The 12,132-nt window shown below is 65.2% G+C and carries 10 protein-coding genes; 3 read left to right on the top strand and 7 right to left on the bottom strand.

Annotated elements, in window-relative coordinates:
- Positions 1–360: 360 nt before the first annotated feature.
- Together ACSJDX_RS07130 and ACSJDX_RS07125 are read right to left on the bottom strand one after the other, a co-directional pair.
- Positions 361–696 carry a helix-turn-helix domain-containing protein gene (locus tag ACSJDX_RS07130; RefSeq protein ID WP_060960789.1) on the bottom strand — a complete coding sequence of 112 codons (336 nt, stop codon included), beginning with the start codon at positions 694–696 and terminating at the stop codon, positions 361–363.
- Entirely contained in the window at positions 686–1,012 is a 327-nt protein-coding gene (locus tag ACSJDX_RS07125; protein ID WP_275587390.1) for a tyrosine-type recombinase/integrase, read from the bottom strand. The genes ACSJDX_RS07130 and ACSJDX_RS07125 overlap by 11 nt, the downstream gene beginning before the upstream one ends.
- A gap of 128 nt (positions 1,013–1,140) precedes the next feature.
- Here ACSJDX_RS07125 and ACSJDX_RS07120 point away from each other — a divergent pair, with 128 nt between their 5' ends.
- The 3 genes from ACSJDX_RS07120 to ACSJDX_RS07110 all read left to right on the top strand — a co-directional run bounded on the left by ACSJDX_RS07120 (position 1,141) and on the right by ACSJDX_RS07110 (position 2,808).
- Complete coding sequence (locus ACSJDX_RS07120) at positions 1,141–1,443, top strand: response regulator transcription factor (protein WP_219869850.1); 303 nt, start codon at positions 1,141–1,143, stop codon at positions 1,441–1,443.
- A 105-nt stretch (positions 1,444–1,548) separates the two neighbouring features.
- Positions 1,549–1,989, top strand: a complete 441-nt coding sequence (locus tag ACSJDX_RS07115) for a zinc ABC transporter ATPase (RefSeq protein WP_151487469.1) — start codon at positions 1,549–1,551, stop codon at positions 1,987–1,989.
- Between the two features lie 33 nt (positions 1,990–2,022).
- Entirely contained in the window at positions 2,023–2,808 is a 786-nt protein-coding gene (locus tag ACSJDX_RS07110; RefSeq protein WP_061683262.1) for a hypothetical protein, read from the top strand.
- A gap of 459 nt (positions 2,809–3,267) precedes the next feature.
- On the opposite strand, the gene ACSJDX_RS07105 is transcribed toward ACSJDX_RS07110, so the two are convergent.
- The 5 genes from ACSJDX_RS07105 to secA2 all read right to left on the bottom strand — a co-directional run bounded on the left by ACSJDX_RS07105 (position 3,268) and on the right by secA2 (position 11,962).
- Positions 3,268–5,379, bottom strand: a complete 2,112-nt coding sequence (locus ACSJDX_RS07105; RefSeq protein WP_151487468.1) for a TniQ family protein — start codon at positions 5,377–5,379, stop codon at positions 3,268–3,270.
- Positions 5,376–6,377, bottom strand: coding sequence for an ATP-binding protein (locus tag ACSJDX_RS07100; RefSeq protein WP_438354837.1), 1,002 nt, complete (start codon positions 6,375–6,377; stop codon positions 5,376–5,378). Before ACSJDX_RS07100 ends, ACSJDX_RS07105 begins: the two co-directional genes overlap by 4 nt.
- An 86-nt stretch (positions 6,378–6,463) precedes the next feature.
- Complete coding sequence (locus ACSJDX_RS07095) at positions 6,464–8,623, bottom strand: DDE-type integrase/transposase/recombinase (RefSeq protein WP_151487466.1); 2,160 nt, start codon at positions 8,621–8,623, stop codon at positions 6,464–6,466.
- A complete protein-coding gene (locus ACSJDX_RS07090; RefSeq protein ID WP_151487465.1) occupies positions 8,617–9,345 on the bottom strand; it encodes a TnsA-like heteromeric transposase endonuclease subunit in 729 nt (242 codons plus the stop codon). The genes ACSJDX_RS07095 and ACSJDX_RS07090 overlap by 7 nt, the downstream gene beginning before the upstream one ends.
- Positions 9,346–9,640: 295 nt before the next feature.
- Positions 9,641–11,962: an accessory Sec system translocase SecA2 gene (secA2, locus tag ACSJDX_RS07085; RefSeq protein ID WP_438354836.1), complete on the bottom strand. Its 2,322-nt coding sequence runs from the start codon at positions 11,960–11,962 to the stop codon at positions 9,641–9,643.
- Positions 11,963–12,132 lie beyond the last annotated feature (170 nt).

Here is a 12,132-nt window from a genome sequence, read left to right as displayed (position 1 = left end):
GACCGATCGGGCATTCCGTTCACAGCGCGAGCAGTGGCGACCGCCGGTCTGCGTCTTGTGAGGCATCCGAACGGCACGTCCACAGGAATCGCATGTAGGCAAGACGACCCGCCCGGCACCCTCGTTCACGAGAGCGTGGGCCAGATCCTGCACCGTCACCGGTACGTTCCGGTGTCGCCCTTCGAGGACTCCAGGTTGTTTGAGGAGTGCGAGTTCGAGACGCCGTTGGGTGAGCGGCACGGGTGCGACTTCAGCCACGATCTCAACAAGGCGCTCCACCGGGATCTCCGGCGCGATCGCGTGGACGAGCCCGGCGACCTCAGCAACCCTGGGCTCCTGCGGAGGCTTCGCCACCGCGGCCTACTTCGAGCGCGGGCGACGGATCGTGGCCCGCACGGGCCGCAGATCGCCGATCGCACCCCGCGTCGCCTCTTCACCCACCGCGACCGGGGCCGCAGCCTCCCGGCGGGTGACCTGCACGAGGTCGTCGAGCGAGCACTCCAACGCGTCGCACAGCGCGGCGAGCACGTCGATGCGAACCCGCTGCGGTGCTTGCGTCACCAGTCGGTACACCTGTTCCCGGGACAGGTCGACGCCCCGCTCCTCGAGCAACGGCTTCAGCTTGGAGGTCTGGAAGATCCCGCGCGAGGCCATCACGCTGCGGAGGCTCCATGCGGTCTCGAGCTCAACGGTCATCTGCTTCTCCTTCGATGAGGGCCTTCAATGCGTCCGCGAGTACCCGGTTCTTGAAGTCCGAGCTGACGGAGGCGTAGATCGAGGTCGTCGAAGCATGCATGTGCCCGACCTGCTCCTGGACGAATCGGTCGGCGTAGCCGAACTCGAGCAGGTGCGTCACGTACGAATGCCGGAGGCTGTGCAGAGTCAGGGCCTTTGACAAGCCGGCCTCGTCCCGCAGCTCCGCGAACCGCCGGTCGAGATAGCCGGCCGACAGTCGGGTGCGGCGTTCCGTCACCCACAGCGCGTCAAGACGGTATCCACGCCACCCGCGCAATTGTCGACGGCGGGCTGCGGAGCCGCGTGATCGTACTCACGACGTTCGACTTGGACGAGTACGCCTTCGGGGCACTCCGCGCGGGGGCGAGTGCGTTCCTCGTCAAAACTGCGACACACCAAGAACTCGTGGACGCCGTACGCGTCGTCGCTCGAGGCGATGCCATCGTGACGCCCCGCATCACACGGCAGCTCATCGACGCCTACACCGGCCGCGACCAGCCCGTCCCGGGCGGACAGGGCCTCTCGGTTCTGTCCCCCCGAGAACGCGACGTTTTCAACGCGATCGCGCTCGGCCTCTCCAACGGCGAGATCAGCCAGGCACTGCATCTCTCACCCGCAACGGTGAAGACGCATATCAACCGAATCTTCGCCAAGCTCGGCGTCCGCGACCGCGTGCAGGCTGTGATTCTTGCCCACCAGCTCGGGTAGACCATCGGTGGTCAAGCGAACTGATGCGCGAACGCGACGGGGCTGAGCCCTAGACGCCGCGGTGCCGAAGTGAGACACTTCTCTGTTCTACTTCGGGAGGTCACCATGGGCGACGATGAACCGGCGGTCGATTGGGAAGGCGTCATCCGCGAGATGATCACGCGTGCGACCGAGGCGGCGCCCACCGAACCGGGCGTCTACAAGATGCCGTGCGGTGAGTGTGTGGTCGATTTCTTCATCACCGCTGAGGGCGAGGAACGCTGGCTCGTCGCCGGGGACGACCGCTCCTACACTCGTGAGACCGTCGCGATCGCCCGTCACGGAGACCACCCCTGGGAGCGTCTCTACACGCTCGCTGACGCGGCAAGGGAAGTGGCGCGAGTCGCCGCCGCGAACGGCGGCGACATCGACCGAGTACTCGAGGAGCTGGTCGAAGCAATCGACGACCGCGAGGTCGAGCGGGTGGTGCGTGAGCGGGATGGCATGAGCGGTGAACCGCTCGAGGATGTGGCGGCGCGCTTCGGCGTCGACGTCGATGAGCTGTAGAAGCAGCCTCGACTGCGAGCGTGGAGAGCAGCTGTGAGCGAGTATCCGTGGTTCGACTTCGACCAGGTCGACTTCGTCACCTCGGACCAGCATTTCGGTCACGCACGCATCAGCGAACTCGCCGAGCGTCCGTTCGCGACCGTGGAAGAGATGAATGCGGAGCTTGCGCGACGATGGAACGATGTGGTGGGCCCGGACGACGTTGTGCTTCATCTCGGTGATCTCGCGCTCGGGCCGATCGAGGAATCCGTCGGGCTGACCGCGCACCTGAACGGGCGACGGTTCCTCGTGCCCGGCAACCATGATCGGGTCTCGCCGGCGACACAGTCAAGGCGCGCGATCGAACGGTTCACGCCGGTGTACGAGGCGGCCGGGTGGAGCATCCTCCCCGAGGTCATTGAGGGCACACGCCACGGGTACCGGATTCTGGCATCCCACTACCCCTACAGCGGCGACTCGCACGGCACCGACCGGCACACGACCCACCGCCCACGCAGCGACGGTGGCGTCCCGCTGCTGCACGGTCACACGCATGCCCGCGATCACGGCCCGCACGGGCACGAGTTCCACGTCGGCGTCGACGCGCACGACTTCACGCCCATCCGCTTCACCCTCGTCGACGAATGGATCCGCAGCCTCCCGGGCATCGAGACGCGCCTGCAGGCCGCGACCCGGGAAGCGCGCACGGTCCTCGCCGGCGTCATCGACGGTGAAACACCGGGCTCAGACGCGCTGTTCTACATGCAGGGTTACAACGAGCTCGTCATCGTTCTTGAGGAGCTTCTCGACGCGCTCCCTCCCGAAGAGCCGAACGGGTAGCCGGGAACAGGTCGCGGTTCGCGTTGGGGCCGGATCGGAGGGTGCGGGTCTCGGTCCGGTATCGCACCCATCCTTGCCTGCGCCAATGCACCATCACGAGGTTCCGGACTGCCCGTGACGACCACGCCTCCTCATGGTCGGCGTAGTCGGGATCTTGGATGGCGAGTTCGCTGAACAGTTCGCGGAACGTCGGCGGTTCGCTGTGCTCACGGGTGTAGCGATGGATGATCTTCACCGCACGGCGCGCCCAGCTCGGCGCGGTCTTCGCTGACGTGAGTTCCATGAAGAGCGGCGCCAGGTGGGGTGCCGACCACGGCTTGACAACAGGTGCGGTCTTACTCGAACGATGATCCCCAGTTGTGTTCGGAGCGACAGCGACTACTCCGTGTTTGTCGCCTGGGGCGATCGGCGCGGCTTCTCCTTCACCGAGTCGGTATTCCGGGTCCCGCGGTCTGTCACTCATTCGGAGATCACCACTTCGGCGAGGTCTTTGGTTCGGCCTCCGCGCGCCCGGAGTTGCACGTCGAGTAGCCGGAGTCTCCGGGCAACGGTGGATTCGCTGCATCCAAGTTCGCGTGCAATCGCCTCGAGCGTGCGGCCGTTCTGATAGTCGACTCGGATTCGGTCGTCGTCGACGACGACCTGGCGTGGGGCGTGCGCGGGTCGGAGTTCGATTCCCGCCTCTTTCAGGACACGGCTGATAACCGAGCGACCGACGCCCGAATCGCTGGCGAGGTCTTTCAGAGCCCGGCCGCTGCGGTATTCGTCCACGAGTTCGCTGAACGTGAATGTCGTGCGGAGGTGTTCGCGAGCGGGCTGGTTGACGGGCCACCTTGCTGTGCGTTCGGCGTCGTCGACCGTGGGGTTCCAGTCAGCGACGTCGAGGGGAGGACTCCAGCGCACGGGTTCGTTGATGCGATGCGCCTCGAGGAAGCGTCGGGCCACGTTGAGGAGCTCGAGCTCCAACTCGTGCGAGAGGGAGGCTGCCAGCTCTCGGGCGTTCGTGACCTCCGCGGCGGAGTGCGGCCGGAAGAGCTGCGGGGCCTGGTCTGGATGGTTCCCGCTGAGCCAGCTGTAGAGCAGCAGCCGAATCTGTCGCAGTCGTGGGGCGCCGCCGCGACGAGTGTTGACCCGGGCTGCGATCGCGTTCCAGTCGACGGCCGGGAGGAGTGATGCGTAGTCGAGCGCGCGTCGGCGCGCGTAGTCGATTGGGGGGTTCTCGGCATCGAGGTAGATGGCGAGGCGGGCGATGGGGAGCAAGAGGTTCTTGGCGGGGTCGGTGTCGCGCAGCAACCGGGTGGTATCCCGGACGCGGTGCCGGGGCAGTGGCGATCCAAGCATTTCTAGGGCCTCGACGTGGCTGAGGCGGGTGCCTGCGATCATCACTGCTGTGGAGACGGCGGCGGCTGCGAGCTCGGGATCGGTCTTGGGAATCCGAAGTTGCGCCGCCCACTCGGGCCAGATCTGTGCGGGAAGTTTGCGCGCTCGTTCTTTCGCTCCGGACGGTGGAGGGGGAACAAGGTGCTGGATGTGTGTGAGGTGGCGCATGTTGAGGCCGCGCGATCGGGCAACCGAGACCTTCAGCTGGAGGCTGTGTTGATCGAACACCGCTGATGGTGGGATACGGCCGTGGAGGAGCTTGAAGAGGCGGTCGGGGTCCTGCACCGCCTGGAAGGCGAGACTGGCTCCGAGCGCTGCCAGCGCCGAGGTTCGGGGGCGTTCCTTGCGGAGGATGCCGTCTTCGTCGAGTGCCTTACCGAGGGTTGCCGACGGGATATCTCCAGCATCGATGTCCTCGCCATTGACGAGAGCACGGACCGCGATGCGAGCGATGGTTCGGAGATCCTCCATAACGAGCGGTGCAGCTTGCGGGTTGTCGCGGTACATGCCGAATCGACCGACGCCTTGAGAGATCGTCGCGAACTGGGCTCGCTGCGCAGCAAGCATCCCCGTGCTTGCCTCGACGCGTCCGGTCTCGTCGCGCAGATCGGCGCCGCAGCGTTGACGCGGATCTGCCGCGCGGTGTGGCCTGTTGTGGCAGCATCCCGGTCGTGGGACGAGATACATCGGTTGCGGGCGTGCGCGCGGTGCCTCACCGCAACTAGGACAGATGTCGCTGAGCACGCGCCGGTGACGAGGGCACATCGACACGAACGCGTACGTCCACGAGAGCCTCCACCGGCCACCAGAGTCGAGGAGGCATTCCGGGCAGAAGCGCCCTTGCGTCCCCGCGGTCGGACATTGGATGCTCAGCCGCCCCTTGAGCGTGTACTTGGTCACCGTCGAAGCGAACGCCGACCTGGTCATGGCTTGCAGGCAGTCGGCCGACAACCCTGTCGTGTGGATGAGGCGCTCGAGTGGTCCCTCGTCGAGGTGGAACGACCACCGGTTCAGACGCCCGACGGAGTAGTGCTGATCCTGCTCGACGGCCGCTGGGCCGGATAGTCCCAGTGCGACGATCATCTGTCCGAAAGTGACGCCGTGCGCGGCTGCCATCGTTTCCAGCCAGGAGTCAAGAGGTTCGTCTGGCATGGGGCGAACCCGGAACGGCAGACGACGAAGCTCGGTCATGATCGGGCGACTCGCCGTGCTTTGTTCACGAGAATTGCTGTAGCGCCACGTGCGATCTCCGCAGCTTCATCGATCGAGACCTGTTCCAGGAGATCCGTGTCGAGGGTCTCCTTCCCGGTGCGGATGGCGCGTATCGCTCCCAGGCGGATCAGTTGCATCAACGATCCGATGACGCCTGTCGAGCGAATGTAGAGGTAGTCGCTGAGCGTGTCGGCGAGGGTGCCCGGACGCATCCGCGCAAGCATCAGTCGCTGCTCGATCCCGAGCAGCGTGTCGCGCCACACGGGTGCGCCGATCGCCGTGAGCGGATCAAACGCGTGGAGCTGCAGCAGTGTCCATCGCCGGCCGGTCTGCGCCAAGGCGGCGAACTCACCGTTGCGGCCTTCGGAGAACAACCCTCGCTGCTTCAGAGCGACACCGGCGAACAGAAAGGTCGCGGGGTACTCGTTAGCGAGCCATTTGAGCTCGTTCGCGACCTGCTCGCCCTTTTCGGTGCCCGGGCGGAGGAAGTGGACGTCGTCGATAATGATCAGCCGCGTCTCGTGGCGTCGGACTGCGTCGCCCGCCATGGTGGCAAGATCGCGGGCGAGCACCCTGCCCGTGGTCGCCCGCCGCGCCGGGTGTGCGTAGAACTCGAATAGTTGCTGGTGAAGCCCCTTGATCGTCACATCGCCGGTGAGCGTGATTCGGCACACGGGGATCCTCAGGATGTCGTCGTTATCATCCACGTACTCGCCGAGCTGGTCGATCTGTTCCCGGTGGTATCTGAGTCCGTACGCGTCGACGGTGGTCGACTTGCCCAGAGACGGCGGAGCGTCGATGGCCGCAGCGGCCCGAACGCGGGTCACCGCGTCCTCGTTGGCTTCAAGCAGATCGTCGAGTTGCTCATTGGCACGGACAACCTGCGGTGTGCGCAGCAGGATGCTCTCGTGCCATCGCCGGCGTTGCCGCCCGTAGTCCCTGCGCGCGACGGTGTCGAGGGCGCGAATCTGCGCCATAGAGAGTCGCTCCGGCCGGACCGGGCTCGGCCTTTCGGCGAGGTACTTCCACCACTCGTAGGTAGACGGGCCAGTGTCAGGCTTGATCACAAATCCTCCAGGGCGGTCGCGTAGAACTCCGGGTCTGGGTCGTACTCGGTGGGGTCGAGTTCGTCGTCCACGTCGTCGTCGCCACCCAACGGCGCCGGAGAGGACAGGGAGACGGCACGGGGACCGGCCAGCTCCTCACTCGGGAGAGTCACGCCGGGGCTGCTTCGTGCGATGAGCTCCTGCGTCAGGCGGATCGATGTCATGGCTGCCGCTTCGGTCTCGTGTCGGTGCGCGGCGACCTGCCGTGCGGAGGCACGGCGCTCCTGCGGGGTGAGGTGTTGGCCGGATCCCCACCGCGCGAGCAGTGCGGTCAAAGCTGCTTCGGTGTCCGGGATCTGCGGGTTCGAGGCGGCCAGCTTCTTCGCGTACTCGAGCGCGTCGATTCCGAACGGGGTGTTGACCTCTTTGACTCGCTCCCAGGACAGGGTGTGCCATGTGCTGTCTTCGGGGTCGTGGAAGTAGATGTATCGGACATCGTCGGGGTTGACGAAGAAGGGCCAGTCTCGCCCCTGGTTGTAGAGGGATTGCGACCGGTTACGGTACTTGCGGAGCACCCCATCGTCGTCCTTGTAGCGCAGCGTCCAGTTCTCGATTCCGTACCGCTGGATCGTTCGGTGCACAACAGGGAGCATCTCCAGCACGATGTTTCGATCTTGGGGCAGTCGGAGGTGGCCTGCCGTCGCCACGCCCTGCTCGTATCGCTGTTGCGGGCTCATCTCCAGTCCAGGCAGCAGCGGGTCAGCCAGTTCGCTGTGCGGGCGCACGTGGTAAACGGTCGCGATCCACTCGCGGATGATCTCCTCGAGCTGCGAGATGGTGTACACCGCATCAGATTCAGCGTCGAGACCACGGGCCAACAGGTCTTCTCCCTTGAAGCCAGGCAGCTGACTCAGCAGCTCCTTGACGGTGCGGAAGAACCTCTCCACCGCGGCCTTGTCCGTGGGCATGTACAGTCGGGCTGGCTGTACCGAGATCCCCAGCCGCGAACAGACGCTCAGCACATGCTCGGAGAGGTAGATCTTGCCGTGGTCGACGACGATCGTCTCGGGCAGGTTGGCTCGGATGAACCTTGCGACCTGGATGTGGTCCTCGCGGACGATGAGCGTGTCGGGAACCCCCGAGTAGGGCCATGATGCCGTCCTGCCCCAGCTTTCGGGGATCTCGAACGGACGCATCGCCTCGAGGAGCACACCGGCGACGTCCATAGCGCGAGCGGTCGGGGTGAGCCTCATACCGACGATCGCTCGATCGTAGAGATCCATCGCGACGGTGAGTTCGCTGTTCACCCAGTCGCCGCTCACGGGATCGAATCCGAACACGTCCAGCGGTGTCGTATCCATGAGGACGTACTCACCTGGCCGAGTGGGAGCGAAGCGACCAAACGCACTCTGCGGCTTGTTCGCGTTCGATCGCTTCGCCTTCGTGCTTCCGTCGAACGTGTTCCGACCCCAGTCGAGGTCGCGGAACGCTCGGTACCGGACAGACTTCGAGGGGATCTTCACCACGCCGACCCCGTACTCGCGCTCGAGCCGCGCTGCCACGCGTCGCATGATCACCTTCCGCGCGACGCGGGGTTCCGTAATCTGCTCTGCCTGGATAGTGCGCACCATGTCGACCCACCGCGGGTCGAGGTTCCCGAGCCCGCGCGTCGGCTTCACGCGGCGGTTGTCCATCAGACCCAGTTCGTCCGCCTCAAGGTATCGAGCCACCCAGTTGCTGATCGTGCGCTCTGAAACGCCCACCTCGGCCGCTTTGGCACGGTAGCGGGACATCTTTCCGCTGTCGGGTGAGTACTCGTCCCGCGGCTCGCCTGGGCGTGCATGTGCGGCACTGCCGGACTTGTACCCGGTGAGAACTTCGCGTACGTGATCGGCTCGCTGATGCACATCCTCCTGCTCGGCTGCCGATAGCTGCGTCCAAATGAGAGCGAGCGGGTCGATCGCAGCGCCACCAGGATCCCGGGGGAACCGGGCGCGGCCCCCATCGCTTGGCGGCCGAAGCAGTTCCGCATAGTGAAGGCGCCGCAGGCGACGGTTGATGTCCTGAATGACAATCGCGTTTCCGGCTATCTCGACGACCGTGCAGAGGGAGCCGTCCCAGCTGAAGCTCGCACCCACGCGGATATCGAAGGTCGGCTCGTCGGACAGCATCACCACGCTGGCTCCACAATCGCTGTCGAAGCGAGCGGCGCTGAGAGATCAGTCGTGAGCCGTCCTGCCCAAAGAAGGTGAAGGACGATTCCCCGCGCATACTCGGGCTCGGCGAGCTGCGCTGCACCGACTCGGCAAGCCTGCCCGAACGTCATCGGCTCTTGAACAGACAGGCGGACCGCCTCGACTTCGACGGGCGCAAACTGGAATGCCCGCCGATAGCCCGCGAGAAACTTGAGGTTGCTCAGGCGGACTGGCTCCGGTTCGCTGAGCACGACGTAGTCCCACCCGATCGACTCGACTAACTGCCCCGACCACGTCAACGCGGCCGCGATCTTCGGATCACTAAGAAGAGCGGCGGGCTTCACATCGATCACACAAGCCCGGCCGCCGGTACGCTCCACGAGGTAGTCCGGCACATGCCGCCGCTTGCGGCTCCCGTCCCTCCCTTCGACAAGGAACGGCTGCGAGAGGATCCACACCGTCGACGGGTCGAAGTCTTCCCCCAGGAGGTTGGCGAGCTCGAGCCTCGACTCATACCCCACCAGCGATTCCATCGTCGCCGACCAGTAGCTACCGGAGTAATGACGCTGACCGCGATAGGCGCGAAAGCGTCGCCACGGGGTCGCGGCGTCAAACGCCGGCAGAGTGAGCAACGAGAGCTCCGTAACGCTGACGCTGTCGTCGCGGCCCCGAATCTGCACTGCCGCCGCACCCATCAGGCTCATCGGCTGCACCGGCCGAGGCCACCTTCTCGTCGTACCGCCGTGACGGGAGCGCAACGTCGCATAAATTGGTTATAGGGCTATCGCCTATTAATGTCAACGAGATCAGCTCGCGTCGTCACACCCGAGCCCGCTGACCGCAGCTCAATCACTTGTGAAGAACGTCATCGACGCGCAAGTGTGTTGTAGGAACCGCTTTGAGATGTCCCCCACGCAGTAAGACTTTGGCGCGTTCAGATGCCGACTTGTCCAGCAAGAACGCGAGTCTTTGTAGCGAGAGTTATCCGTTTCGGCGAGATTACTCGATCCGATAGACGCGTGTCCGAATCCATTTGCCAGCCGCGCGCGCGGCGCGGTCCATCGGACTACCCAGGGGATTGTCGCTGGTCATGTAGGTCCACGTTGCCGACGGTCGGCGCAACCCGAGCACAGTGATGTCCTGCCCGAGCTGGTCGGGTGTCACGTCACGGATGATGTCGGCGGCGCGGTCATAAGCCGACGCGAAGAATCCGCGGAATTCGCGCAGTGCGATGCGGTGAAACTCATCGCGCGGGTTGACGCCGGCGAGGGCCTGCAGGTGGATGCCGTCGCGGATCTCCGTCAGATGTGCCAGATGGTCGCACCACTGTTCGTCGAGACACCACAATGCGACGTCGCGGGCGAGACGAGCAACTACTGACGGGGAGGATGCCGAGGCAAGGCGATCGAATGCCTCTGGTATTCGTCGAGTGACCTCTAGGGCGGCGCGGTCACCGTTCATGACCGCCTCTCGGTCGCCGAGAACGGTGTCGCGCTGGCGGGCGATCGCGCGGCTGAAGTCCCAGGTGTCGCGGTGGCGGTCGTGTTGGATGCCCTCGGCGATCCGCTGCGCCTGGTCGATGATGGAACCGAGCGTGGTCTGGTCGAGTTGCGATCCTCGTCGTCGGATCTTCTCGAGCAGGTGGTCAGGAGCGTTGGCCTGCACCAGTTCGTCGGTGGTGCTCACGAAGGTGGCGGTAGTGCCGGGGTCGCCCTGCCTGCCTGAGCGGCCGCGCAACTGCGCGTCAAGGCGGCCGGACGGATACCTGCCGATCTGCAGCACCGCTAGTCCCCCGCTTCTCGCGACGCGACGATGGTCGTGCTCGTCGATGCCTCCGAGGCGGATGTCTGTGCCGCGCCCCGACATCTGGGTGGATATCGTGACCGCCCCATACTCGCCGGCCTCTGCAATGACTGCGGCCTCCCGCGCGTCGTTGCGGGCGTTGAGCACGTGGGCTTCGATTCCCGCCTCGGCGAGCACCTTTGCGTAGTGTTCGGACTCCGCGACGCTCTGTGTTTCCACGAGCACCGGTTGCCCTGCCCAATGACGCTCTCGAGCCTCCACCAACACGGCATCCACGCGGGAGTCCTCGTCGAGGAAGACACGCTGCGGCAGATCTGTCCGCTGGTTCGGTAGCCGTCGTTCGATCCGACCAGAGCGGAGCGAGTAGAACTCGGCCAGTTCCTCGGCCACTGCGACCATGGTTCCGCTCATGCCCGACAGGGTCATATAGCGACGCAGCAGATCCTGCACCGTGAGGGTGTCGAGGACGATCCCGGGCGACGAGACAGTGAGCTGCTCTTTGGCCTCGACTGCCGCGTGCAGCCCGTCTGGCCACCGTTGCTGGTGCGCGACACGGCCTCTTGCGGTGTTGATGAGCTTGATCGCGTCGTCGACGACCAGGTAGTCGACGTCTCGGTGCACGAGAACGTGAGCGTGGAGGGCGAGGTTGAGGCGTGTGAGCGTCGCTGTGTGTGCGGTGTCGTAGAGGTTCACACCGCCGAGTCGGTTCTCGAGGAGGTCGAGGCCGGCGTCGGTGAGCGAGACGGTGGCATGGTCGGCGTCGATCGCGTAGTGCAGTCCGGGGTCAAGCTCTTGCACGAGGGCGTCCGCCAGCGTGAAGTCTTCCGGGCTGTCTGTGGACGTTCCGGCGAGGACGAGGGGCGACACCGCTTCGTCGATCAGTACCGCGTCGGCCTCGTCGACGATCGCGACATCGAGCACCGGGCTCACGCGGTCTGCTTCGGTTGTCGCGAACCGGTCGCGGAGCACGTCGTATCCGACCTCGCTGACCGGCGCGTAGACGACGTCCAACCTATACATCTCAGCCCGCGTCATCAGCGGCGTGTGTTGACCGACCCAGCCGACACGGATGTCGAGCGAATCGAAGAGGGGACGCATCCACGCGGCATCCCGCTCCGCGAGATAGTCGTTCACCGACAGCACATGTACGCGCCGACCGGCGACCGCGAAAGCGGCCGCAGCGAGAGCACCGGCAAGAGTCTTCCCCTCACCGGTGTCCATCTCTACTGCGTTCCCCGCTGCCAGCGCGCAAGCCGCCAGCAGTTGCTCATCGAACGGCTCTTCCCCGAGCGTGCGCCGCGCGGCCGTGCGCAGCACAGCCAACAGGTCGGCGGTCGGCTCGACTACCGCACTGCGACCTGGCGAGATCAGTGCTGCGCGGGCGGCGCGTGACAAGTCGGCGTCATCGAGATCGCCGGCCCACTGCCCGCGCTCGTTCGCTGCAGACACGATGCGACGGAAGCGCCGAAAGGACGTGGAACCGGGCGCCCCGGTCACTCGCTCAATCCACCGCCTCATGCCCCCATCCAAACACGACGGCTCTGCGCGCCAGCGGAGTGAGTTTGCCGGCCCGAAATGTCCAGATGGACACCGCGTGGACATTTCGTCTGCGAAACGGACAAGTCCAACCGGAACCTACATGTGTCTCATATATCGAAGGCCGCGAGGCCTTATATTTGTGAAGGTCA

The organism is Microbacterium fluminis, from assembly GCF_051549805.1.
Classification (GTDB): domain Bacteria; phylum Actinomycetota; class Actinomycetes; order Actinomycetales; family Microbacteriaceae; genus Microbacterium.
Note: the sequence above shows the minus strand (reverse complement) of the source record. Positions and strands in the feature narration are given on the sequence as shown.

Coding starts and splice junctions, on each gene's coding strand:
- ACSJDX_RS07115 (WP_151487469.1), top strand. CDS start 1,549: ATGGGCGACGATGAACCGGCGGTCGATTGGGAAGGCGTCATCCGCGAG.
- ACSJDX_RS07105 (WP_151487468.1), bottom strand. CDS start 5,379: ATGACCGAGCTTCGTCGTCTGCCGTTCCGGGTTCGCCCCATGCCAGAC.
- secA2 (WP_438354836.1), bottom strand. CDS start 11,962: ATGAGGCGGTGGATTGAGCGAGTGACCGGGGCGCCCGGTTCCACGTCC.
- ACSJDX_RS07090 (WP_151487465.1), bottom strand. CDS start 9,345: ATGAGCCTGATGGGTGCGGCGGCAGTGCAGATTCGGGGCCGCGACGAC.
- ACSJDX_RS07130 (WP_060960789.1), bottom strand. CDS start 696: ATGACCGTTGAGCTCGAGACCGCATGGAGCCTCCGCAGCGTGATGGCC.
- ACSJDX_RS07100 (WP_438354837.1), bottom strand. CDS start 6,377: ATGGCGCAGATTCGCGCCCTCGACACCGTCGCGCGCAGGGACTACGGG.